The organism is Rhodococcus sp. NyZ502 (genome assembly GCF_041464245.1).
Classification (GTDB): Bacteria; Actinomycetota; Actinomycetes; order Mycobacteriales; family Mycobacteriaceae; genus Rhodococcus_F; species Rhodococcus_F qingshengii.
The window spans coordinates 873,384-896,342 of the sequence record NZ_CP167155.1 but is presented as its reverse complement, the minus strand read 5'-3'; the positions used below and the strand labels follow the sequence as shown (position 1 = coordinate 896,342).

General features: G+C 62.1%; 24 protein-coding genes. 11 read left to right on the top strand and 13 right to left on the bottom strand.

Annotated features, from left to right (window positions below):
* Window positions 1-62: 62 nt before the first annotated feature.
* Entirely contained in the window at window positions 63-1,145 is a 1,083-nt protein-coding gene (locus tag ACBG85_RS04230) for an ABC transporter substrate-binding protein (protein ID WP_031332841.1), read from the top strand.
* 10 nt (window positions 1,146-1,155) lie between these two features.
* Here the strand turns inward: ACBG85_RS04230 and ACBG85_RS04225 are convergent, their stop codons facing one another.
* Entirely contained in the window at window positions 1,156-1,755 is a 600-nt protein-coding gene (locus tag ACBG85_RS04225) for a TetR/AcrR family transcriptional regulator (protein WP_007734129.1), read from the bottom strand.
* A 118-nt stretch (window positions 1,756-1,873) separates the two neighbouring features.
* Between ACBG85_RS04225 and ACBG85_RS04220 the strand changes: the two genes are divergently transcribed.
* Window positions 1,874-2,818, top strand: a complete 945-nt coding sequence (locus ACBG85_RS04220; RefSeq protein ID WP_372026301.1) for an alpha/beta hydrolase family protein — start codon at window positions 1,874-1,876, stop codon at window positions 2,816-2,818.
* 17 nt (window positions 2,819-2,835) lie between these two features.
* On the opposite strand, the gene ACBG85_RS04215 is transcribed toward ACBG85_RS04220, so the two are convergent.
* Window positions 2,836-3,192, bottom strand: a complete 357-nt coding sequence (locus tag ACBG85_RS04215; RefSeq protein WP_270008357.1) for a hypothetical protein — start codon at window positions 3,190-3,192, stop codon at window positions 2,836-2,838.
* Between the two features lie 125 nt (window positions 3,193-3,317).
* Here ACBG85_RS04215 and ACBG85_RS04210 point away from each other — a divergent pair, with 125 nt between their 5' ends.
* A complete protein-coding gene (locus tag ACBG85_RS04210) occupies window positions 3,318-3,752 on the top strand; it encodes a cupin (protein ID WP_003945598.1) in 435 nt (144 codons plus the stop codon).
* Here the strand turns inward: ACBG85_RS04210 and ACBG85_RS04205 are convergent.
* Window positions 3,741-4,946: a cytochrome P450 gene (locus tag ACBG85_RS04205; protein WP_165638606.1), complete on the bottom strand. Its 1,206-nt coding sequence runs from the start codon at window positions 4,944-4,946 to the stop codon at window positions 3,741-3,743. The genes ACBG85_RS04210 and ACBG85_RS04205 overlap by 12 nt on opposite strands.
* 139 nt (window positions 4,947-5,085) lie before the next feature.
* On the opposite strand from ACBG85_RS04205, the gene ACBG85_RS04200 reads away from it, so the two are divergent.
* The 3 genes from ACBG85_RS04200 to ACBG85_RS04190 all read left to right on the top strand — a co-directional run bounded on the left by ACBG85_RS04200 (window position 5,086) and on the right by ACBG85_RS04190 (window position 8,824).
* Complete coding sequence (locus ACBG85_RS04200) at window positions 5,086-5,946, top strand: SDR family oxidoreductase (RefSeq protein WP_372026297.1); 861 nt, start codon at window positions 5,086-5,088, stop codon at window positions 5,944-5,946.
* Window positions 5,943-6,671: an acetoacetate decarboxylase family protein gene (locus tag ACBG85_RS04195; protein WP_165638604.1), complete on the top strand. Its 729-nt coding sequence runs from the start codon at window positions 5,943-5,945 to the stop codon at window positions 6,669-6,671. Before ACBG85_RS04200 ends, ACBG85_RS04195 begins: the two co-directional genes overlap by 4 nt.
* A gap of 95 nt (window positions 6,672-6,766) precedes the next feature.
* Window positions 6,767-8,824 carry a neutral/alkaline ceramidase gene (locus ACBG85_RS04190; protein WP_065456146.1) on the top strand — a complete coding sequence of 686 codons (2,058 nt, stop codon included), beginning with the start codon at window positions 6,767-6,769 and terminating at the stop codon, window positions 8,822-8,824.
* Between the two features lie 81 nt (window positions 8,825-8,905).
* Here ACBG85_RS04190 and ACBG85_RS04185 read toward each other — a convergent pair whose 3' ends face one another.
* A complete protein-coding gene (locus ACBG85_RS04185; protein ID WP_165638603.1) occupies window positions 8,906-10,102 on the bottom strand; it encodes an MFS transporter in 1,197 nt (398 codons plus the stop codon).
* Between the two features lie 143 nt (window positions 10,103-10,245).
* On the opposite strand from ACBG85_RS04185, the gene ACBG85_RS04180 reads away from it, so the two are divergent.
* Complete coding sequence (locus tag ACBG85_RS04180; RefSeq protein ID WP_003945852.1) at window positions 10,246-10,692, top strand: MarR family winged helix-turn-helix transcriptional regulator; 447 nt, start codon at window positions 10,246-10,248, stop codon at window positions 10,690-10,692.
* Here ACBG85_RS04180 and thrS read toward each other — a convergent pair.
* The gene (gene thrS, locus ACBG85_RS04175; RefSeq protein ID WP_372026293.1) at window positions 10,689-11,909 is read right to left on the bottom strand and encodes a threonine--tRNA ligase; all 1,221 of its coding nucleotides are present in this window, start codon (window positions 11,907-11,909) and stop codon (window positions 10,689-10,691) included. The two genes, ACBG85_RS04180 and thrS, sit on opposite strands and share 4 nt — an antisense overlap.
* 330 nt (window positions 11,910-12,239) lie before the next feature.
* Here thrS and ACBG85_RS04170 point away from each other — a divergent pair, with 330 nt between their 5' ends.
* Both ACBG85_RS04170 and ACBG85_RS04165 read left to right on the top strand, forming a co-directional pair.
* A complete protein-coding gene (locus tag ACBG85_RS04170; protein WP_007734105.1) occupies window positions 12,240-13,514 on the top strand; it encodes a DUF445 domain-containing protein in 1,275 nt (424 codons plus the stop codon).
* Between the two features lie 2 nt (window positions 13,515-13,516).
* A complete protein-coding gene (locus ACBG85_RS04165) occupies window positions 13,517-14,341 on the top strand; it encodes an Abi-alpha family protein (protein WP_372026290.1) in 825 nt (274 codons plus the stop codon).
* Between the two features lie 67 nt (window positions 14,342-14,408).
* Here ACBG85_RS04165 and hsaB read toward each other — a convergent pair whose 3' ends face one another.
* From hsaB to hsaA, 4 genes are read right to left on the bottom strand one after another with little or no spacing between them, the layout of a single operon-like run.
* Complete coding sequence (gene hsaB, locus ACBG85_RS04160) at window positions 14,409-14,993, bottom strand: 3-hydroxy-9,10-secoandrosta-1,3,5(10)-triene-9,17-dione monooxygenase reductase subunit (protein WP_003945677.1); 585 nt, start codon at window positions 14,991-14,993, stop codon at window positions 14,409-14,411.
* Window positions 14,990-15,892 carry an iron-dependent extradiol dioxygenase HsaC gene (hsaC, locus tag ACBG85_RS04155; protein ID WP_003945585.1) on the bottom strand — a complete coding sequence of 301 codons (903 nt, stop codon included), beginning with the start codon at window positions 15,890-15,892 and terminating at the stop codon, window positions 14,990-14,992. Before hsaC ends, hsaB begins: the two co-directional genes overlap by 4 nt.
* Window positions 15,892-16,770 (bottom strand): 4,5:9,10-diseco-3-hydroxy-5,9,17-trioxoandrosta-1(10),2-diene-4-oate hydrolase, encoded by an 879-nt coding sequence (gene hsaD / locus ACBG85_RS04150; RefSeq protein WP_003945808.1) that lies wholly within the window; start codon window positions 16,768-16,770, stop codon window positions 15,892-15,894. Before hsaD ends, hsaC begins: the two co-directional genes overlap by 1 nt.
* Window positions 16,771-16,780: 10 nt before the next feature.
* A complete protein-coding gene (gene hsaA / locus ACBG85_RS04145; RefSeq protein WP_039973406.1) occupies window positions 16,781-17,956 on the bottom strand; it encodes a 3-hydroxy-9,10-secoandrosta-1,3,5(10)-triene-9,17-dione monooxygenase oxygenase subunit in 1,176 nt (391 codons plus the stop codon).
* 195 nt (window positions 17,957-18,151) lie between these two features.
* On the opposite strand from hsaA, the gene ACBG85_RS04140 reads away from it, so the two are divergent.
* Together ACBG85_RS04140 and ACBG85_RS04135 are read left to right on the top strand one after the other, a co-directional pair.
* Window positions 18,152-19,312 (top strand): Rieske 2Fe-2S domain-containing protein, encoded by a 1,161-nt coding sequence (locus ACBG85_RS04140; RefSeq protein WP_003945847.1) that lies wholly within the window; start codon window positions 18,152-18,154, stop codon window positions 19,310-19,312.
* Window positions 19,313-19,314: 2 nt separating this feature from the next.
* Entirely contained in the window at window positions 19,315-19,686 is a 372-nt protein-coding gene (locus ACBG85_RS04135) for a hypothetical protein (RefSeq protein ID WP_003945499.1), read from the top strand.
* Window positions 19,687-19,756: 70 nt separating this feature from the next.
* On the opposite strand, the gene ACBG85_RS04130 is transcribed toward ACBG85_RS04135, so the two are convergent.
* The 4 genes from ACBG85_RS04130 to ACBG85_RS04115 all read right to left on the bottom strand — a co-directional run bounded on the left by ACBG85_RS04130 (window position 19,757) and on the right by ACBG85_RS04115 (window position 22,936).
* Window positions 19,757-20,590 (bottom strand): hypothetical protein, encoded by an 834-nt coding sequence (locus ACBG85_RS04130; RefSeq protein ID WP_003945441.1) that lies wholly within the window; start codon window positions 20,588-20,590, stop codon window positions 19,757-19,759.
* 197 nt (window positions 20,591-20,787) lie between these two features.
* Window positions 20,788-21,414 carry a TetR/AcrR family transcriptional regulator gene (locus ACBG85_RS04125; protein ID WP_007734097.1) on the bottom strand — a complete coding sequence of 209 codons (627 nt, stop codon included), beginning with the start codon at window positions 21,412-21,414 and terminating at the stop codon, window positions 20,788-20,790.
* Between the two features lie 74 nt (window positions 21,415-21,488).
* Entirely contained in the window at window positions 21,489-22,745 is a 1,257-nt protein-coding gene (locus tag ACBG85_RS04120; RefSeq protein ID WP_073512033.1) for an NAD(P)/FAD-dependent oxidoreductase, read from the bottom strand.
* Window positions 22,745-22,936 carry a rubredoxin gene (locus tag ACBG85_RS04115; RefSeq protein WP_007734094.1) on the bottom strand — a complete coding sequence of 64 codons (192 nt, stop codon included), beginning with the start codon at window positions 22,934-22,936 and terminating at the stop codon, window positions 22,745-22,747. Before ACBG85_RS04115 ends, ACBG85_RS04120 begins: the two co-directional genes overlap by 1 nt.
* Window positions 22,937-22,959 lie beyond the last annotated feature (23 nt).

The window sequence follows — 22,959 nt, the reverse complement described above, 5'->3', positions numbered from 1 at the left end:
CTCAACAAACTCTCTCTCCCAAGCAAACTGAACGAAACCGACTGGCCCTAGTGTTCCGATTCATGACGCCATTCAAGCCCGTCCGCCAGCTGGACCGCAGGGCCTTCTTCCGCTACTCCGCGCTGACCGGCATCGCAGTCGCCGGTAGTGCGTCATTGCTCGCGTGTAGCAGTGACTCCAGCAGTTCGAGTGGCGGAACCACGGACGACGGTTCCGAATTCGGAACAGTTGCAGTGCAGTTGTCCTGGATCAAGAACATCGAGTTCGCCGGTGAGTACTTCGCTCTCGACAAGGGGTACTACAAGGATGCCGGGTTCGGGAATGTAGACCTGGTGGCAGGTGGCGCAGCCGGCACCGGCGTCGAAGCCGGCCTGGACACCGGCAAGGTGTGGATCGGAATGTCCGCACCGCAGCTCACAGCCCCCGCCGTACTCGACGGACTGGAGGCAAAGATCGTCGGTGCGACATTCCAGAAGAATCCGTTTGCGATTGTCAGTTCCGCTGCGGCACCGATCAACTCACCGCAGGACATGATCGGCAAGAAGATCGGCGTCCAGGATTCCAATCAGCTCGTCTTCGGAGCTCTCCTGGCAGCAAACGGCCTGACCGAAAGCCAGATGACGATCGTGCCCGCGCAGTTCGATCCGAGCCCCCTGGCAAACGGCGAGGTGGACGGCTGGGTCTCCTACGTGACCAACGAGCCGATCACACTGGCCGCCAAAGGTTTCCCCAACGCCCACTTCCTCTTCGCGGACTACAACCTGCCGTTGGTCGCCGAATCGTTCACGGTTCTCCAGTCCACCATCGACAACGAGAGGGACAAACTCAAGGCATTCCTGAAGGCCGAGATCCAAGGATGGAAGGATGCGGTCGCCGATCCGGCAGAGTCGGCACGGCTTGCCGTCGAGGTCTACGGCAAGGACCAGAACCTCGAACTCGAAGAGCAGATCAAGGAAGCCACCGCACAGAATGATCTGGTGGTGTCGGCAGATACCAAAGCCAACGGGTTGTTCACGATGACACCCCAACTGATCGAACAGAACATCGCGGCACTGTCGAAAGCGGGGCTGGAGATTACGGCGGAGCAACTGTTCGACATGTCGATCCTCGAGGAGGTGTACGCCGAGAATCCGGAGCTGATCTGACTGCCGAGCGTCAGCGAACCTCCCGCGCGAGTACGCCCGAGATGAATAGCTGTACAAGGACCTCGGCCTTGTACCGGTCATCGGACCCAGCACCGATACAAAGGTTCCCGATGCCTTTGAGCACGTTGTACGCATCGACCCGCGAAGCAGTGCCAACGGACTCGAGCGCTGCCGCGAGGAGGGAGTCACATACCGGAACGAGGCGGTCGACGAAGTAGATATGCAGAGCGTCGGACCCGGCGCTGTCTCCTTGCAGTGCACCGGCGAGCCCATGCTTGGTTACCAGGAACTCCACGAACAAAGCCACCCATGCCCGCAAAGCCGCCTCGGGCGTTGCACTCTCCGCGAGCATCTGTGGGCCCGCGTCCGCACACGCCTCGACTTGGTGTCGGTATACGGCGACCACCAACTCGGGACGCGTCGGGAAGTGGCGGTAGATCGTCCCCATGCCGACGCCGGCCTTCGCCGCAATCTCCCGCACCGGAGCGTCGACTCCGGACTCCACGAACACTGCTGCCGCCGCGTCGAGCAGCGCCTGCTCGCTTCGACGTGGGCGACCGACTTGCTTGGGAGAGGCGACGCGCGACTGCTCGTCCTGGGCATCAGCCATGTGCACTCCTCGCTGACTCACAACATATGTTTGCATTACGGAACAACGCTCCGTAATGTTGCGGAGCGACGCTCCGATAAACAGTATCGCAGGGTGCAGCCTCAGCAAGGAACTTGCCATGACCTCATCAATGATCGACACTCTGAACGGCATCATCGGCGCCGGCGCCCCGGTCGTCTCCGTTGCCCCCGTCGAGTTGTTCGCCCCCGATCGACCTGTCCCGCTGGAAGTACGTGTGTCTGCTCCGGCAGCAGGCACGAACCTCCCCGTTGTGGTGTTCTCCCACGGCAACGGCTGGAACCTCGATGGATACTCGCCACTCACGGCATTCTGGGCATCCCACGGATTCGTGGTGATCCAGCCGACACATCTGGACTCGCGCCGGAACGGTTTCGGGTTCGACCACCCGGTTTTCCCGACGATCTGGACCGAGAGGATCGCGGATCTCACACGCATCCTTGATCAGCTCGACACCATCGAATTTGCCGTGCCCGGGCTTGCCGGCCGCATCGACCGCAGTCGAGTTGCCGCCACTGGTCACTCCTGGGGCGGGCAAACCGCTCAGTCACTCCTCGGAGCAAGGATCTTCGACGAGGCCGGCCAGGTCGGCCAGGACATGTCCGACAGTCGCGTCACCGCGGGAATCCTTTTCGCAGCAACCGGTCTCGGCGGCGAGAACCTGCATCCGTTCGCGCAGGCGAACTTCCCGTTCATGCGCCCCTCGTTCCAGGAACTGACGACGCCGACACTCGTCGTCGCGGGCGACCACGACCAGTCCAAGATGTCCAGCCGCGGACCTGACTGGTTCACCGACGCCTACACGCACAGCCCCGGAGCCACCGACCTCCTTTCCTTCTACGGTGCCGAGCACGCACTCGGTGGAATCGTCGGATACCAAGTCGCCGAGACCACTGACGAGAACCCAGAGCGGGTCGCCGCCATCCAACGGATGAGTACTGCCTACCTTCGGACCGCGTTGCGCATCGATGAGACCAGCTGGCCAGCGGCCCGGGCCGCATTCAGCGACAACGCCGACCCGATCGGCCGAGTCGACACCAAGTAATGCGGCAGTGATCCAACTTATTGGCCGAAGTTGAACCTGAGATTCGCATTTATCAAGGTGTTGAGCCGCTTTCGCATGCTGACAACCTCTGCCTCGGGCGGTATCGGATCGTCCAAGAAGAGCGTCCAACGCAGCATCGTACTGTTTCCGACCGGCTCGATGTCGAATCGGATGACGGCGTCGGGTCGGTCCGGCCAGATCGACGACCAGATCACCAGCTCCGGTTCTTCAGCCCTGACGGTCTCCGGTGCGATCTCGCTCTCGAGAAGTTCCAGCCAGTGCCGGGCGGGCTGGCGGTACGGATCGATCAATGCCTCGAACATGAAGCGCGCAGGCGGCGGCTGGCTCCGGCGCCTCGTCGCGACTTGCTGCATGACACGAGCGTAACCGCCTCTCAAGGGCATACCTCTGCCTTCACCCTGCAAGATCCACGAAAACCGGGATAAATCGGACACTGTCGGAGGACACTCAGGAGCACATCCGTCTGGGAGGGCCGCTCATGCGTAAACGCCATCAGGTTCTGCTTGCAGTGTCCGCAGCGATCGGACTGTCGCTGACGCCGATCAATGCGTCGGCAACACCGAGCACGGGAGTACACGGAGAAATCCTCGGGCAGGTGACTTTCGACGGCAAGGACTACATCCTGCGCCAGATCACCATCGACCCCGGCGGTTCCACCGGTTGGCACTTCCACGACGGGACGCTCTACGCGCTGATCGCGCAGGGCACGTTGAGCCACTACCGATCCGATTGCTCCGTCGACGGGATCTACAGCGCCGGAAATACTTTGATCGAACCGAGCGGTTCAGATCATGTGCACATCGGAAACAACTCGCAGACAACACCATTGGTGCTCGAGGTCGTCTACGTCAATCCGGCGGGCAGCCCCCTCTCCGAAGATGCTGCGCCTCCTAACTGCCAACTACCCGGCTGACGGGGCAGAAGAGTTAAACCGCACCGGCATCGATTCGAGCCCGGACACGAAGTTGGCCGCACGCCGCTGCAACGGCGCGTCGGTGGCAAGTTCCATGTCCGGCAGCCTGGCGAAGAGTTGCTCGAACATGATCCGTCCCTCCAACCTGGCCAGCTGATTGCCCAGACAGAAATGAGTTCCGAAGCCGAAGGCCACGTGCGGATTCGGTGTGCGGCCGACATCGAACCGTTCGGCGTTCAGGAACACGGACTCGTCGAAATTTGCCGATTCGAAGAGCAGCAGCATCTTCTCACCTGCCTTCAGCTGCGCGCCGAAGAAATCGGTGTCACGGGTCAGGGTTCGAGCCATGTTCTTGATCGGCGAGGACCACCGCAGCATCTCCTCCATTGCCAAGGGAATGGCATCGGGATCGTCGACTAGCTCCCGGCGCTGGTCCGGATGGCGCAGTAGCTGTTCCATGCCGCCGCTGAGCACGTGCCGTGTGGTCTCGTCACCGCCGATCAGGATCAGCAGGGATTCGTTGACGATTTCCTGATCGGAGAGGGCCTCGCCGTCGACCTCACTGTGAATCAACGTGCTCACCAAATCGTCGGCCGGGTCGCTCCTCCGCTCGGCGATGGTTCGCATCATGTACGCGGTGAAATCGACGTACGCAACCATCATGGCCTGCAGTTGATCCTGGGAAGCGTTGCTTCCCAATGCCTTCACCAGATCGTCCGACCACCGCAGAAACAACGCGCGTTCCTCCGGACGGACACCCAACATGTCGCCGATGACGGCCATCGGCAGCGGTGCCGCCAGGTCTGCGACGAAGTCGGCTTCTCCTTTCTCACAGACGGCGTCGATCAGTTGATCGCAGATCTCCCGGATACGGCCGGCCTTGGCTTCGACCTTCTTACGTGTGAAACCCGCATTGACCAAGCGTCGACGTGTGAGGTGCTGCGGGTCGTCCATGTCGATCATCTGCGGCAATGGACCGGTTTCGGGGCGGATGCCACCGGCGTTGGAGAACAGTTCGGGATCCCGCTCGGCTGCGACGACGGCGTCGTAACTCGCGGCCGCGGTGATTCCGTTGGCGTCGTCTCGGTACACGGGCTCGTGATCGCGCATCCAGGCGTACGCGTCGCGCACATTGCCGAGGTCTCCGCTGTAGAAGCGTCCGTCGATCAAATCGAAGGTCGGTCTGGTAGCCATCACTCCACCTCTCGCACAACCCTTGCCTCAATAAGTAGAACCTGTTCCTATATAGCGTGGGGCGTTTTCACCGAAGCCGAATCGGAAATCCTCCAGAATCAGCACGCGAGCCCGCCGGAGCAACGACCAGGAGACACGCATGGACGACGACACCGCCTCAGCGGGCATACCCACTTTCGCCGGCACATCGATACTGGTGACCGGCGGCGGTAGTGGCATCGGCCTGGGCATCGCTCGTTCGCTCGTTGCGTCTGGCGCTCACGTCACGATCTGCGGACGCAACAAGGAGAAACTCGATGCTGCCGCTGAATCGATCCGGCAGTCGAGTCCGGAAGGATCGGTCAGCGTCTCCCCCGCCGACGTCACGATCGAGACAGACGTCGTCGCCGCTGTCGCCGCGGCGGTGTCCGTCACCGGAAAGCTCGACGGAGTCGTGGCCTGCGCCGGCGGGAACGAAACCATCGCACCGGTCACGCAACTCGACGTCGACGCCTGGCGCCGCACCGTCGACCTCAACGTCACGGGGACCATGCTGACGATCAAGCACGGCGCGCGGGCACTGGTGGCTGGAGGCGGTGGATCCATCGTCGCGATCTCGTCGATCGCCAGCAGCAACACACATCGCTGGTTCGGCGCGTACGGAGTCTCGAAATCCGGCGTCGACCACCTGGTGCAGTTGGCAGCAGACGAACTGGGCGCCAGCAACATTCGTGTCAACGCGATCCGCCCGGGGCTGACCCGAACGGATCTGGTCGCGCTCATCACCGACGGTGGCCCCATCCTGGACGACTACCTGGCCAACACGCCGCTCGAACGCGTCGGCGAGGTCGAGGACGTCGCCGGACTCGCTTCCTTCTTCCTCGGACCGCACTCCACCTGGATCACCGGGCAGATCATCAACGTCGACGGAGGCCAAATGCTGCGCCGCGGACCGGATTTCCGCTCGATGCTCGAACCTGTCTACGGCTCCGACGGACTCCGCGGGGTGGTGGCGCCATGAGCTACACGATTCTGGGCAAGAAGGTCGAGCTGCCCGTCGAAGTTCGCACCGCGTCTGCCTTCATGGCGTTGTACTCGGTACCCAGCACAACCGCGCAGTCGATCATCGATTACACCGGCTTGACCGTGCTCCAGTACCGTCCCGGCCGGGCGCTGTGCGGCCTGGTTTTTGTCGACTACATCGACGGGGATCTGGGGCCGTACAACGAATTCGGAGTGACGTACATGGTGCGCAGCCACACTGCGCCTCCCGAAACCTCGGTGCTGGGAGATCTACGTTCGCTCGCTGCCGGAACTGCAGGGGCACTCATTCACGAGTTGCCGGTGGACGGCGAGTTCACCAAGGCCGCCGGCCGGGAAATCTGGGGATTCCCGAAGGTGCTCGCCGAGTTCGACACCGAGCACGTCGGCTCGGTCAAGCGCGGATCGGTCTCTCGCGACGGCAAACTCATCACACAGTTGAGTGTGAAATCCGGCGTCAGCGTGCCGGGCGGCGGAGCCAACATGTCGTTGGCCGCGTACTCACATCTCGACGGCGCCACCAGGTGCACGTCGTGGGACATGGCACCGACCGGCGTCAAATCGCGCCCTGGTGGAGCCGAGGTTCAACTGGGCAGTCACCCGATGGCGGCGGAGCTCCGGAAACTGGGACTCCCCCGCCGGGCCCTGATGACCACGACCATCAAGAACCTGGCGATGACGTTCGGGGAGGCCACAACAATCTGAGTGTCGGCCGACGGCACCCCTTTCGGTCACGTGTGACTCGGGCTACACTCCTGGACGGTTGACCAACTCGCGTCAGACCGCCCGAAAGGACACTCGTGCAGATCACCCGACGCACCGTACTGGCAGGCGCTGCCGCCGCACCTGCGCTCGCCGCTCTGTCGACGAACCAGGCCGTCGCAGCTTCGCCGGCACGCACCGTTTCACCCGCACGCACCGACAAGTCGTCGGCGTCACTGCAGGTGGGCGTCGGAATTTCCGACGTGACCGGACCGGTCGCCGAAGTCGGCATGATGGGCTACTCGAGCTTCGATCAACGCGCCGAAGGCCTGCACCAGCGAATGCGCGCACGCGCCTTCATCTTCGAGTCCGGCGGGTCACGGGTCGCCTACGTGTGCGTCGACAACTGCATGATCTTCCAGTCCGTTCACGACGAGGTCCTGCGCCGACTGGCCGGGAGGTTCGGTGACATCTACACCGAACGCAACGTCATGTTGACGGCCATCCATTCACACGCGGCATGTGGCGGGGCCTCGCACAACTACGCGTACAACCTCGCAGTTCTCGGCTTCGAACTGCAGGTGTTCGAAGCCGAGGTCAACGGCATGGTCGAGGCGATCAGCGCTGCGCACGAGAACCTGGCGCCAGGCACGGTCCGTTTCGGGCGGTCCGATCTCACCGACGCCAGCGTCAACCGATCGCGAGTGGCGTTCGACCTCAACCCCGAAGAGGACAAGGCCTACTACCCCGGTGGCAACGACCACCACATGCGTGTCATGCGTATCAGTCGGGGCAGCAAGGACATCGGAGCGATCAACTGGTTCGCCACCCACTGCGCCTCGCTTACGAACGAGAACCATCTCATCTCCGGGGACAACAAGGGCGCCGCGGCGTACTTCTGGGAGCACGACGACCAGGGCGTGCGCTACCTCGACGGCGACACCAGCTTCATTGCTGCGTTTCCGCAGACCAACAGCGGCGACATGTCACCCAACCTCTTCCTCGAGCCCGGACGCGGACCGACCGAAGACGAATTCGAGAACGCACGCATCATCGGGCTGCGCCAGGTAGCGGCAGCTCGAACTGCCTTCGACGCGGCGTCCGACACCGTCACCGGTGGCGTCGACAGTCGGATCATGTACCTGGACATGGCAAATCAGGTGGTGAGCGGAAGATTCACCCCCGACGGACGCGAGCACCGCACCGCTCCGGCCGCGATCGGCGCGGCAATGAGCGCCGGAAGCGTCGAGGACGGACCGGCAATCCCGATCTTCCCCGAGGGCACCCGAAACCCCATGATCGACGCCCTGGGCGGTATGGATGCTCCTGTGCCTCAATGGCTTCAGGATGCACAGGCGCCCAAACTCGTAGTCGTTCCGGTCGGCCTGCTGCCACCGGGAGGATGGGTGCCGAACGTACTCAAAATCCAGATCCTGCGGATCGGTCAGTTCTACATCGTCGGTGGCCCTGCGGAATTCACCATCGTCTCCGGATTACGAGTGCGTCGAACCGTCGCCGAGGAGCTTGGGGTTCCCCTCGAGAACGTCATCTTCCAGGGATACGCGAACTCGTACTCGAGCTACTGCACCACACCACAGGAATACGATTCGCAGCAGTACGAGGGCGGTTCGACGATGTTCGGCCGTTACACACTGCCGGCCTATCAGCAGGGGTATGCCGCCCTTGCAGCCGCGATGCGCGACGGCACCGAACCTCCTCGCGGCCCCGCTCCGGCAGACCTGTCCGGGTTCCAACCCAGCTTCGGACCTGGCGTCGACTTCGACGAGCCCTTGCCGGGAACACAATTCGGCGATGCGACCGTCCAGCCCGGCGACAGCTCACCAGGCGGACAGGTTGCCGTCGAGTTCGTCACCGGCCACCCCAAGAACGACACTCACCGAAACGGGACCTTCTACGAGATCCAACGCAATACCGGCGGATCCTGGACACGGGTCGCCGACGACAACGACTGGTCCACCAAACTGCACTGGCGCCGGGTCGGGAGCAACGGTTCCGTCGTTCGCATCACGTGGGATGTTCCGGCCGATACTCCGGCGGGTACGTATCGAGTCCAACACTTCGGTGCGTCGAAGGCTCGGGGTAGCGGCGCGATCACGCCTTTCTCCGGGGTGACCGCCGAATTCCGCCTCACCTGACCCGCGTGAACGTATCGCTCCCCTTGTTGGACAAGGGGAGCGATACGTTCACGCGATGGGGTCAGAGCGCAGTGGACAGGTTCAGGCGGCGGTCGGGTGCAGCGAGGTGCTCGACGTCGACTGCTCTGACGCTGCCGGGCGGTCGATCTTCGCCGCGACGATCAGGACCAGCAGACCGGCGACGGTGACCGCCGCCCCCATCCAGATCGGGGAGGTGAAGCCGAGTCCCGCGGCGATGGTGATTCCGCCCAGCCATGCCCCGAGTGCGTTGCCGACGTTGAAGGCGGCGATGTTGGCACCCGATGCCATGGTCGGTGCTGCCGACGCGTAGTTCATGATCCGCATCTGCAGACCGGGAACCGTCGCAAAACCGAAGGCGCCCATGAAGAACAGCGAGATCACAGTCATGACCTTGCTCTCCGCGGTGGCGGCGAACACGATCAGAACGACGGTCAGGATCGCGAGAATCCAGACCAGCGCCTTCGTGAGCGAACGGTCGGCCGCCTTGGCGCCGAGGAAGTTGCCGACGAACAGGCCCGAGCCGAAGAGGATGAGCAGCCACGGAACGCTGGACGTCGCGAAGCCGGTGACCTCGGTGAGGGTGAAGGCGATGTAGGTGAAGGCTCCGAACATTCCGCCGTAGCCGAGGATGGTGATGATGATCGAGAGCCATACCTGCTTGTTGCGGAATGCCCCCAACTCTCCGCGCAATCCGCCACCGGTCGTGCTGGCGGGCGTCGTCGGGACGAGTGCTGCAATTCCGATCAGTGCGATGACGCCGATGACGGTGATGGCCCAGAACGTCGAGCGCCATCCGAGTTGCTGGCCCAGCAGCGTGCCGAACGGAACGCCCAGAACGTTGGCGATGGTCAGGCCCGCGAACATCATCGCGATGGCGCCGGCGCGCTTGTTGGGCGCGACCATGTCGGCGGCAACCACCGAGCCGATTCCGAAGAACGCACCGTGGCACAGCGCCGCGACGATGCGTCCGCCCATCATGACCTCGTAGGAGGGAGCGAGCGCGGACATCAGGTTGCCGATGATGAACAGCACCATGAGCGAGAGAAGGACCTTCTTGCGCTCGAAGCGGGTGACGGCAGCGGTCAGGAGGATCGCGCCGATCGCCACCGACAGTGCGTAGCCCGAGATCAGGTAGCCCGCGACGGACTCGGTGACCTCGAAATCAGCCGAGACCTCGGGCAGGAGGCCCATGATGACAAATTCGGTGAGGCCGATCCCGAACCCGCCCATAGCGAGGGCAATGAGACCCAATGGCATCTCGATGTTCCTTTCACAGATTTACGCGTAAGCCGTTAGCGGGCGTGTGCATTAGTTGCAGGCGCGCTATAAATAGTTGCACGCGCGCGCTACATGCGCAAGCTGGTAACCTGGAGTCGCAGGAAACGGACAAGGAGAATCACATGGGGATCGCCGACGACGCCGTCGAAATCCGTTCGCAAGGGTGGCGCACGCTCGCAGCACTGCACGGCGCTCTCGACACCGAACTGGAACGCGCGCTCCAGCGTGAGCACAAACTGTCCGTCGTCGAATACACCGTCCTCGACGCGTTGAGCCGCCAGGACGGCTGGCACATGCGGATGGCTCAGTTGGCTCGCGCTGCCGCACTGAGCAGCAGCGCCACGACGCGCTTGGTCAATCGACTCGAAGATCGAGGACTATTGACGCGCATCCTGTGCGCCGACGACCGTCGAGGCATCTACACCGAGCTGACGCCGGCCGGCCGCGAGCTTCTCGAAAGCGCACGGCCGACGCACGACGCCACCCTCGAGGCGGCGCTCGACGAGGCATGCAAGACACCCGAACTCGCGCCACTGGTGCGCGCCCTCCACGAGCTTCCCGTCGGCTAGAAGTCTGCCGGAAGCAGGGCACGCTCTTTGATGCCCGAGACCACCTGAGCGACAAACACACTCGCATCGACGACCACCCGCCCACCACGCGCGGGGACCAGAACGTCGACGGTGCCGCCGTGCACCTCGTTGTCCCCGATCACCGCGATGTACGGGTCACGGTGAGTGCGTGCCTCGCGGATGCGACGTCCCAACGATCCGTCAGGCGCGATCGCCACTCGAACATCGCGAGCCTCGAGATCGGCCCGCAAACGCTCGGCCTCAACCTGGTGCCGGTCGCCGACGGGCAGAATCGAGACTTGGTTGGGTGCCAGCCACGGCGGCATCCGCCCTTCGAACCTTTCGATCAAAAGCGCAGTCATGCGTTCCATCGATCCGAGCAAGCCCCGATGGATCATGACGGGGCGAGCCTTGGATCCGTCCTCAGCGGTGTACTCGAGGTCGAACCGCTCCGGTTGATTGAAGTCGAGTTGCACGGTCGAGAGTGTTTCCTCGCGGCCGTGCGCGTCTCGCACCTGGACGTCGATCTTGGGACCGTAGAACGCTGACTCCCCCTTCGCTTCCACGTACTCGATCGAGCGTGCATTCAGTGCTCCGCGAAGGTGATCCTCGGCGTCCGCCCACTGCTCGTCGGTGCCGAGATACTGCCCCTCTCCCCCTCTGATCGAGAGGCGGTACTCCCGTTCGGCAATCCCCAGAGTCGAGTAGCAGCGCTCGATCGCGTCGAGCGCGACGATCACTTCCGCTTGCACTTGTTCGCGACTACAGAAGACATGTGCGTCGTCGAGATTGATCTGTCTGACTCGACTCAATCCGCTGAGAACTCCGGAGAGTTCGCTACGGAACATCGAGCCGAGTTCACGAACGCGGAAAGGTAGCTCGCGATAACTACGACCGCGAGCGGCGAATACCTGAGCGTGATGGGGACAGTTAGTCGGACGAAGGAGAAATGACTCTCCGCCTATCTTCATTTCGGGAAACATGTCGTCCGAGAACTTGGACCAATGCCCAGATCTCTCGTACAACTCTTTCTTCGCCATAACGGGGGTATAGACACCCCGGCATCCGGATCGCGCTGCTTGTTCGGCGGCGAGCTTTTCGAGTTCGTTCCTGATGATCGCGCCGTCCGGTAACCAGAGTGGGAGGCCGGCCCCGACGGTGGGGGTGGTGGCGAAAAACTCCAGGTCGCGCCCGAGTTCGCGGTGGTCAACGCTCATGAGAGGTCTCCAAATCGTTCAAGGGGAGACGCACACGGAGCGACGAAACAGGAAAGCCCCGGGGCGATAACTCCCGGGGCTGAAAGGGTTCGGTCAGCAGTTGCTAAACGATGCGCCGGAAGAGAACCGGCGTCGTCGTGTTGTGCGCAATACTGACCATGTACGTGAGGTTACATCAACTTCCTACCCACCTACAGCCCGAATTGTCGGGCCTCTATGCTGACGCAACTGGGAAGGCGCAGCAGTAGCCAACGAAACACCCACGAAGAGCGAAGTTTCGGCAATCATGTCCGAACGTGAGGTTCTCGGATATGAGGAGGATGTGCGACGGTGCCGGACCACTTGCTCGAACAGTTGATCACCATTCCTTTGTTCACGGGAATCATCGGGTACATCACCAATTGGTCGGGCGTCCTGATGCTTTTTGCGCCGATCAACTTCCACGGGATCAAAGTGCCCGGCCTCAAACTGCTCTTCCCGTTCCTCCCCCGGCGCGTTCAGGTGATCCCCGCGATCACCAGCGACGGCAGATTCGGTTGGCAAGGCATCGTCCCCTCGCGGGCGGAGAAGATGGCGTCGATCGCCGTCGACAAATCCCTCGCGAAAGTCGGCAGCATCGCCGATTTCTATCGCGTCCTGGACCCGGACAGCATCGCCGAGCACTTGGTGAACATTTCTCGCAGTGAAGTGCGCGGCGTGGTCACCAGAATCATGACGGCCGAGAATCCTCAGCTCTGGCACAACCTTCCGACGTCGGTGAAGGAAGCCGTCTTCCGCAAGGTGGAGGACGATCTGCCGGCCAGCGTGCGCATGATCACCGACCGCATCGAAGAGGACATCGACGAGTTCATCGACGCGAAGCTGATGGTGATCCGCTACCTCTCCTCGCACCCCAAACTGCTCAACGACATCTTCCGCACGATGGGCAACAAAGAGCTCAGGTTCATGCAGAACTTCGGCTTCTACTTCGGGTTCCCGATGGGCTTCGTGCTCGTCGGAATCCTCCATCTGGTTCCGCAGTGGTGGGTGCTTCCCATCGGTGGCGTGATCATCGGGTACATCGTGAACTACCTCGGAATCACGATGATCTTCGAACCGATCACCCCCAGCCGTTGGGTGCCGTGGCGGCAGGGACTGTTCCTGAAACGCCGCACCGAGATCATCGCCGGGTACGCAAAAACCCTCGCCGATCACGTCGTGACGCTCGAGAACATCGGCACCGAACTCCTCGAAGGTCCCCGCTCGGACCGAACGCGGCGGATGCTCGATCAGGTACTGCGCGAATCCGTCGACGACGCAGCCGGCTGGGCAAAGTCGGTGGTCAAGATGACCGTTGGTTCGCAGAGCTACAAGCGTCTGCCCGGCCTGGCCACCACCGAAGTGCTCGACCTGTACCCAAGGGTCTTCGAGGACGCGGAGTTCGCCGAGAACCAGTCGGAGAAGATTCGTGTCTTCGTCACCGAACGCATGAGCATCCTTTCACCGGAAGATTTCAGCGAACTACTACGCTCAGCCGTCAAGCAGGACGAGTGGCTGTTGTTCGTACACGGGGCCGTGCTGGGCTCGTTTGCCGGTTTCCTACACCTCGCAATATTCGGAGTATGAGCATGAGTGAGCACGACCATCGCATGATCGTCGAAGCGGAATCGTACGACTGGGCTGCGGACATCGCGCCGGTCGAATCCGTCGAAAAGCGTCTGATCCGTAGCCTTGTCGGGCTTACCGCCACGACGACGCTCACGTCGATCAAGCTGACGGGTTGGGCTTTCGGAACGGCGAAGGAGGCGACGCGGCAGATCGTTCAGGCCGCCGCCGAAGCCGCGGCAGAGGCTGCAGAATCCGCCAACGTGCAATCCGAACGTCGGGCCGAGAACACCAACGGAGACGGCTCGCGGACGGAGAACCTGCGGGCAGCAATGGCAACTCGTACCAATCGCAAGCAGAGCGTGGAGGCCACTCTCGCGGCGCTGCGGGCACGTGGCGACAGGTTGCTGGACCGTTCCGCGGACGTGACCGATCGTGACGATCTGCACCCGGCCTACGACCGGATCCTCGACGAGATCGCACCCGACGAAGCTCGAATTCTTCGGTTGTTGGCCACCTCCGGTGCGCAACCGAGCGTGGACGTACGCACGGCGCGGCCGTTCGGTGTCGGCTCGGAGATGATCGACGAGGGTCTGTCGATGATCGGAGAACTGGCGGGCTGTCGACATCTGGACCGCATCAGCGCGTACCTGAACAACCTGCATCGGCTCGGTTTGGTGGCGTTCTCACGCGAGCCCGTCGAGGCCGACCGGTACCAGGTGGTCGAGGTGCAGCCATCGGTGATCGAGGCGGTCAAGCGCGCCGGCCGATCGAACAAGATAGTGCGTCGTACCATCCTGTTGACGCCGTTCGGTGACGACTTCTGTCATACCTGTTTTTCTCTGTAGGGCCTCCGGCCCTGTGCGCCTTTTTGGTAGTTACCACTACCAAAAAGGCGCACAGGGGGCTTGCCCCCTACAGCCAGGTATCTTCTGTCGTGGTCGTCAGGAACGCTTCCAGATCGTCACGCCAGGTGGCCGGAACAGTCTTGTCCGGCTCGATGCCCGTGTACTGCCCGCGATAGAAGAGCAGCGGGCGTTCGGTCTTGATCTCACTCATCGACGACACCCGACCGAAGACGACGTAGTGATCGCCGCCGTCGTGGACGGTTTCCACCGTGCAGTCGATGTGTGCAAGGGACTTGTCGATGATCGGCGAGCCCAGAGGCGATGGCGTCCAATCGATGCCCGCGAACTTGTCCGGCTCACGTGACCCGAAACGAGCACACACCGCCTGCTGTTCCTCCGCCAACACGTTGACGGCGAACTTCCCGGTCCGCTCGATTGCCGCCCACGACCGAGAACCCTTGGTGGGGCAGAACAACACCAAAGGCGGGTCGAGTGACAGGGCCGCGAAAGACTGACATGCGAACCCGACAGGCTCACCGTCGTCGACTGTCGTGATGATGGTGATACCCGTGCAGAATTGCCCGAGAACCGTGCGGAACTGGCGTGGATCGATCGCCTGCTCCGCACTCACCGACGCGTCGGGCGAACTCACGGCTTCATTCCCACCGTGAAGTCGTGACCCCACAGGCTCACGGCCGTGCTTTCCCTCGCGATCCAGTTTTCGTCCTCGACCTCTAGCCCCTCACAACCGAATTCGATGTCGAACCCGCCTGGAGTCTTCATGTAGAACGAGAGCATCTCGTCGTTGACGTGGCGACCGAGAGTCGCCGACATCTTGACCTTCTTGCGCAGTGCCCGGTCGAGGCACAGTCCGACGTCGTCGGAGTTCTCCACTTCGAGCATCAGGTGCACGATGCCCGTCGGGTTGGGCAACGGCAGGAACGCCAAGCTGTGGTGACGCGGGTTGCAGCCGAGGAACCTCAGCCACGCCGGGTCGCCGTCCGCGGGCCGGCCGACCATTTGCGGAGGCAGACGCATCGAGTCGCGAAGCTTGAATCCGAGTACGTCGCGGTAGAACCGCAGCGAAGCATCGTCGTCATCGGTGGTGAGCACGACGTGGCCGAGGCCCTGCTCACCCGTCACGAACCTGTGCCCGTACGGGCTCACGATCCGGCGGTGTTCGAGAGCAGCTCCGTGGAACACCTCGAGGGAGTTGCCCGAGGTGTCCTCGAACGCGATCATCTCGACGACGCGACGGTCCTTGAGCTGCTCCGCCGTGCCTTCCTTGAACGGAACACCGGCTGCCGACAACCTGTCACGGATATCCTGCAGCTCAGCGGCATTCGCGGTTTCCCAACCCGAGACGAGCAGACGGTCCGTGTCGTTCGGAACGATGACAAGACGCGCCGGGAAGTCGTCCATACGCAGATACAGCGATTCCGCGTCGACGCCCTTGCCCTCGATCATTCCGAGGATCTTGAGTCCGTATTCGCGCCACGCAGCCATGTCGGTGGCCCCGATGCGCATGTACGCCAGAGATCGAATACCCATCATTTACCTCCGTCGAGCAGGAAGTCGGTTGCGAGCCGGTTGAATTCGTCGAACTTCTCGAGCTGCGCCCAGTGACCGCAACCGCCGAAGACGTGGAGCTGCGCGCGCGGGATCATCTTGAGCGCGACCAGTGCGCCGTCGAGAGGGTTGACCCGATCCTCACGGCCCCAGATCAGCAACACACGCTGACGAAGCTTGTACGCCTCGCGCCAGAGCATGCCGAGCTCGAAGTCACCGCTGGAGAAGGACTTACCCATCGCCTTGGCCGCAGCCAGCGACTCGGGAGTGCTGGCGGCAGCAAAACGTTCGTCGACGAGTTCCGGCGTGATCAGCTTCTGATCGAAGACCATGATCCGCAGGAATGCTTCGAGGTTTTCTCGGGTGGGCTGGTAGCTGAACTTTCCGAGGTTCTTGACGCCCTCGGTGGGGTCCGGCGCAAACAGGTTGACACTCAGACCGCCGGGGCCCATCAGAACGAGGCGACCCGCACGGTCCGGGTAGTCGAGCGCAAAGCGAACAGCAGCGCCACCACCGAGCGAATTGCCCAGCAGATCAACGCGACCGGTGATCTCGAGCGTGTCCAGGAGATCATTGAGCGCCGACGCACTGTGCACGAAGTACTGCGGATGCTCCGTCGGCTTGTCGGACTGCCCGTAACCGGGCTGATCGACCGCGATGACGTGAAAGCTCTTCGCCAACACCGGAATGTTGCGGGCGAAGTTAGACCACGACGACGCGCCTGGGCCACCGCCGTGCAGCAGCACGATGGTCTTGTCGTTTCCGACGCCCGCCTCGTGGAAGTGCAGTTTCAGATCGGGGCGCACTTGCGCGAACCGTGAAGTGGACTCGTAGGTGAGGGCTTCTTCGGTGGTTGTCACTGAGCCTCCTCTAGACCATCGTGTCGGTGATCGGCAGACCGAATTCGCCGGTTCCGAACATGACGTAGGCGCGTTCGGGATCGTTGGCGGCGTGGACGCGACCAGCGTGAGCATCGCGCCAGAAACGCTGAATAGGAGTGCCGTTCTGCAGCGCCGTGGCGCCGGAGTTCTCGAAGAGCTTGTCGATCGAGGCGATCGCGCGGCCCGTGGCGCGCACCTGGTCACGTCGAGCGCGCAGCCGCAGTTCCATCGGAACCTCTTCGCCCGCAAGGATCAACGCGTACTCGTCGGCGACGTTGCCGGAGAGCTGACGCCACGCGGCGTCGATGTCGCTGGACGCCTCGGCGATGCGCACCTTGGCAAACGGATCGTCCTTCGACTTCTCGCCGGCGAACGCAGCGCGCACACGCTTGCCCTGGTGCTCGACGTGCGCTTCGTAAGCTCCGTAAGCCATTCCGACGATCGGTGCCGAGATCGTCGTGGGGTGAATGGTTCCCCACGGCATCTTGTAGACCGGCGCGGTGTTGTTCTCGAGGCCCGGGGCGGTCAGTTCGCTCATCGCCCGGAAGCTCAGAACGCGATGCTTGGGAACAAAAACATCCTTGACCACAACGGTATTGGAGCCGGTTCCACGCAGACCGACCACATTCCACACGTCGTCGATCTGGTAGTCCTCGCGAGGAATCAGGTAGCTCACGAAATCGACTGCGCGGCCGTCCTTGAACACCGGACCACCGAGAACGGCCCAGCTGGCGTGGTCACAACCCGAAGACCACGCCCACGCACCGTTGACCTTGTATCCGCCCTCGACTACTTCACCCATACCCATCGGGGCGTAAGAGGACGAGATGCGAACGTCAGTGTCGTTGCCCCACACGTCTTCCTGCGCCTGCTGAGAGAAGAGGGCGAGGTGCCAGTTGTGTACCCCGATGATCGAGGAGACCCACCCTGTGGAACCACACGCGCTGGCGATCTTCTTGACCGCGGAGTAGAACAGCACCGGATCGGCTTCGTATCCGCCCCACTGCTTTGGCTGCAGCAAGCGGAAGAAGCCTGTTTCCTGAAGAGCCTTGATGGACTCGTCGGGGATACGACGCAGATCCTCGGTCTCCTGTGCGCGCTCGCGCAGTGCCGGCAGTAGTGCGTCGAGCCTCTGCATCACCTCGTGGCTGTCATGGTTACCCACTTCGACGCTCCCGTCTTCCTCGATCGGTTGGTTCACTTACACTTGAGACTAGAACACGTTCTCTTTTCTGTCGAGACGCTGACAAAGGTCCCGTTTGTGGCCGCAATGCTGTAACAAGTGCCCCCAAAATCTGGCGGAACCGGATCGAGTTCTATAACGTGTTCTACTAACAGCTAGAAGGGATGTGAGGTCACAATGGCGCAGATTCGCGAGATCGACGTCGGAACGGTGCAAACTCGTTTCGCCCGCGGTTGGCACTGCCTGGGTCTACTGAAGACCTTCAAGGACGGCAAACCGCACGCGATCGAGGCTTTCGGTACGAAGCTCGTGGTGTTCGCCGACAGCAAGGGCGACATCAAAGTTCTCGACGGATACTGCCGTCATATGGGTGGTGACCTCACACAAGGCGAGGTCAAGGGCGATTCCATCGCCTGCCCCTTCCACGACTGGCGCTGGGGCGGCAACGGCAAGTGCACCGGCATTCCTTATGCCCGCCGCGTGCCTCCGCTCGCACGCACCCGCGCGTGGACGACCCTCGAGCAGAACGGTCAGCTCTTCGTCTGGAACGACCCCGAGGGCAATCCGCCGCCCGAAGAGATCGTGATTCCTCGTATCGAGGGCGCGTACAGCGACGAATGGACCGACTGGACCTGGAACTCCATGGTCATCGAGGGGTCCAACTGCCGCGAGATCATCGACAACGTGGTCGACATGGCGCACTTCTACTACATCCACTACGCCTTCCCGACGTACTTCAAGAACGTCTTCGAAGGTGAGATCGCCACTCAGTACCTCAACACCACGGGCCGTCCCGACATCGGAATGGCCTCCCAGTACGGCGGCGACACGCTGCTTCGCTCCGAAGCTGCGTATTACGGACCGTCGTACATGGTCAATCCCCTGTGGAACAGCTACAGCGGATACGAGGTCGAGAGTGTTCTGATCAACTGCCACTACCCGATCAGCCCGGACTCGTTCGTGCTGCAGTGGGGCGTGACGGTGAAGAAGCCGACGGGTGTCTCCGACGAGATGGCCGACAAGTTGGCCGGCAAGTTCACCGAGGGCATCAGCGAGGGATTCCTGCAGGACGTCGCGATCTGGAAGAACAAGACCAAGATCGAGAATCCCCTTCTCTGCGAAGAAGACGGCCCCGTCTACCAGCTACGACGCTGGTACGAGCAGTTCTACGTGGACAAGGCCGACGTCACCGAGAAGATGACGCAGCGCTTCGAGTTCGAGGTGGACACCACCAAGGCAAACGAAGCCTGGCACGCCGAGGTCGAGGAAAACCTCGCACGCCAGAAGGCCGAGAAGGAAGCTGCAGCAGAAGCGGCAAAGAAGGAAGCAGAGGTCTAGTCGTGAGCGCCTCGATCGGAACCGACGCACGGTGGGCTCGTTGGGCCAAGGCACCGGACTTTGCCGGGCAAACGGAACGGCTCGAGGCGATCGCGGCCCAGACGATCGAGGACAAGCACGAATACCTCGACTCGGGTCTGCAGGAAGTCGACTGCAAGGCATGCGGCGCGTGCGTACTGGTTCGCAAGAACACGTACAAACACACCAGCGTTCAGTGGACTTCCGACCCGGCGCTGCGTTGCCACACCTTCAAAGAGGCAATTGCTTCCGGGCAGTCGTCGGCATTGAAAGACGGATGCCCGAAACTGCACGACAGCATCGCCGACGCGGTTAGGGACGGCACCATCACGGTGCGTGATCCCGAGGTCAGCTGACCTGATTGTGTAGAACGAGGGCCGACCCACGGGTCGGCCCTCGTTTTACGTTCCAGCGCCCGCGTGTCCGTCAGGCAGGCGGTCGTACCTTTCGTGCAGCCACCGCGTAGACGTCGCTCGACGTGGTGAGAGAGTTCTTTCCGCTGGCCGCCGGCACTCCCCCGCGTAGATTCACGGCCCAGTTGAGCGCACCCAGCGGTCCACACCCGCTGGCTCCCGGCGCCGCAAACACCGCATCCGAATGTGGGACTGCCGGGAACACTGCACCGGGGAACTCACCGATAGGTTCCGACGGAGGGTTTCCGGTTGTGGTCAGGTGAAGGTTGATCGGATTCGAAACCGAACCGATGTAGCAATCGTCACCGAGCAAGGGATTAGACAGCTTCAATCGAACAGGCATGGTGAGTTCCTGCTCGAGAACCTTCAGATCCGGGACTCCCACCGATTCCACCGTCGCGCTGATCTGAGTCAGTCCCAGCGGAGTATCGATCCCGAGAGCACCTCCGGGTACCGAAATCGGATTGGAATAGACCCCGTTGGACCCGTCCTGCTTGGCGACGAACGTCTCGATGAAACTGTTGTCCGGCTGGGTCGCGTATTTCACTCCGCCCGCAACCTTGAGGCTTCCGTCCGGGATCGGCACCGAAAGTGCGCCCAATTTCATGGTCCCTCCGCGAACTACGACGCTGGCGCACGTCGTCACCTCGAGATCCTCGATCGGGCACGTGCCCCAACCGTCGAAGGTCAACGGATCAACCGCTGCCGCACCGGAGGAACCGAGCGATCCGCTGCCGGAAGACCCTGACGATGATTCGTCGGCAATTGCCACACCTGCACCGGCCATGACAAATGTTGCAACTAGCGCGACTGTCGACATCACTCGAGATTTGTTGCGGCTCTTCATCTTCGAATTCCTCCACCGTTGACGGAAATTCACGAGAGCCACCCCCTGCGGATCGCACCTCGATCTACGCCCGGCACGCTACCGAGAAGTGAGACGCGGATTCACACATAACGACGATATTTCCCACCAAAGAACTACGGCGATCACGCTCGATCGAACTTCCGTCCTAGCCCGGAAACCGTATCGATCCTGTCGGCTCAGTTCGGTTCGACTGTGCCCGAACCGATGACCTGATCGAGGAACGGCCCGAACATCTCCCCCAGGTTCTCGGCGATCTGATCGGGGGTACCGAAAGACAACGTCACGTGACTGATCGCCAGACGCACTATCGTGCTGCCGAACATCTCGGCATGGATGCGGTCGACGTTCGCCCAACTGGTCATGAAGATCTCGGCCAACCTCGCGCTCGCATGTTCGAGCAGCGGAGTCCCGTCAGTGGTGACCAAGCTCAGCAGGTCGTGCTGCGGCCGGGGACCGACAATGCTGACCACCATCGGATCCCGGGCACCGGCGTCGAAGAAGGCACGGAAGGCTGCCGAGACCGCGCCCCGCGGATCCGAATGATGGAGCGTTACTTCGCGTTCCACCTCTTCGAGGAACTCGTCAACGAAACGGATGAGGTATCCGGACGCCAATCCCTGGCGGGACGTGAACTCCTTGTACAACGTCTGCCGGCTCATGCCCGCAGCTTCCGCGATATGCGCCATCGTGATGTCGTTCCACGATTTCTCGGTCAAGAGTTCGCGTGTGGCGTCGAGCGCTGACGCACGGAGGAGTTGACGAGCTGCCTCGTGGTACGGGACACGGGCACGAGCGGTGGACATATCGGGAAGATTTCCATCGCCCGTGCTCGGTGTCAAAACGGTGGACACGCAAGCCACAGAAGTCACGAGTGCACTCAGAGCACCGGTGAGGCGACAAGACCCGCCGCAAGTTCGGTCAGATCCCTGTTTGTATCGGCGAGTACGTCGGCGCTGATGTCCGGGGAGCGTTCGATAAGGGTTCGCACGGCACGAATGTCCTTCGGCCGGCCCACGCTCACAGCACCGACGATATTTCCGTCGCGCATGCAGATCGCAGTGAAGTCATAGGAGTCCAAGTCTCCTCGAACTATTACGGTGTCGTCCGCGCCTGGCCAACCAGCTACTTGAATGTTGCGGCCGAATTGGTTCGACCAACTCCAAGGGACGGATTCGAAGGGTTCTTCCTTCCCGACGATGGTCTTGGCAACTGCAACTGCGTGGTCCTGCGCAGTGTTCCAGTGCTCACCACGGTGCATGCCGCCGAGAAAACCGTTGGGCACGTTGGCCACATCGCCGATCGCGTACACATTATCGACAGACGTCCTGAGGTATCCGTCTACCGAAATCCCGTTGTCCACCGCAATACCCGCAGCAGCAGCCACATCGGTATCGGGCAAGGATCCGATTGCGACGACGGCCAACTCCGCTGTCCACTCGCGTCCGTCACGCGCACGTGCGGTGACGCCGTCGGCACCCGTCGTGAGCGTCTCGAGGTCGACTCCCGTCTGCAAGGCGACGTCCGCCGAGGCGTGCAGCGCGGCGATCTTCTCCGCTATCGACGGTGGAAGCAGCCTGGACAGGGGCACCGGTTGCGCTTCGAGAACCTGCACACTGCAACCCAAGTCGCGTGCCGTTGACGCCACCTCCGATCCGATCAAGCCACCGCCGACCACCAGTAGCGAGGATCCTTCGATCAGCTGGGATTGCAAGCGTCGCATGTCTGCGATATCCCGAAGATAGTGAACGCGCTCGGAATCTTCGTTCTCCAACCGTCGGGACCGTCCACCCGTGGCAAGAATCAGAACGTCGTAGTCGATGCTGTCACCGTCGGCTAAAAGTACTGTGCGGGAATCTGTGTCGATACTCGTGACAGTTGCGCCGATCCGAAGATCGATACTCTGCTCGGTCCAGAAAGTCGACGGCCGCAACCGAGCCCGATCGATCGACGCTTTCCCGGACAGTAGCTCCTTCGACAGCGCTGGGCGGCGGTACGGCTCCTCAGGTTCGCTGCCGATCAGGATGATGCTGCCGCCGAACCCTTCCTTGCGCAGGGCCTGCGCCGCACCGGCACCGGCGATGCCCGTGCCCACGATCACCACGGTGCGTGTGTCGGACTCGCGGACCGCTGTCATCAGCGGTCCACCTCCACCATTTCGAAATCGACTTTGGCAGCACCACAATCAGGGCAAGACCAGTCTTCGGGAATCTCGTCCCAGCGAGTACCCGGCTCGATACCGTCGTCGGGCCAGCCGATCGCTTCGTCGTACTCGAACCCGCACTGGAGGCAGCGGAACAATTTGTAAGCAGTGGCAGTCTCGGACATCGGTTTTCCTTTCGCCTGTGAAT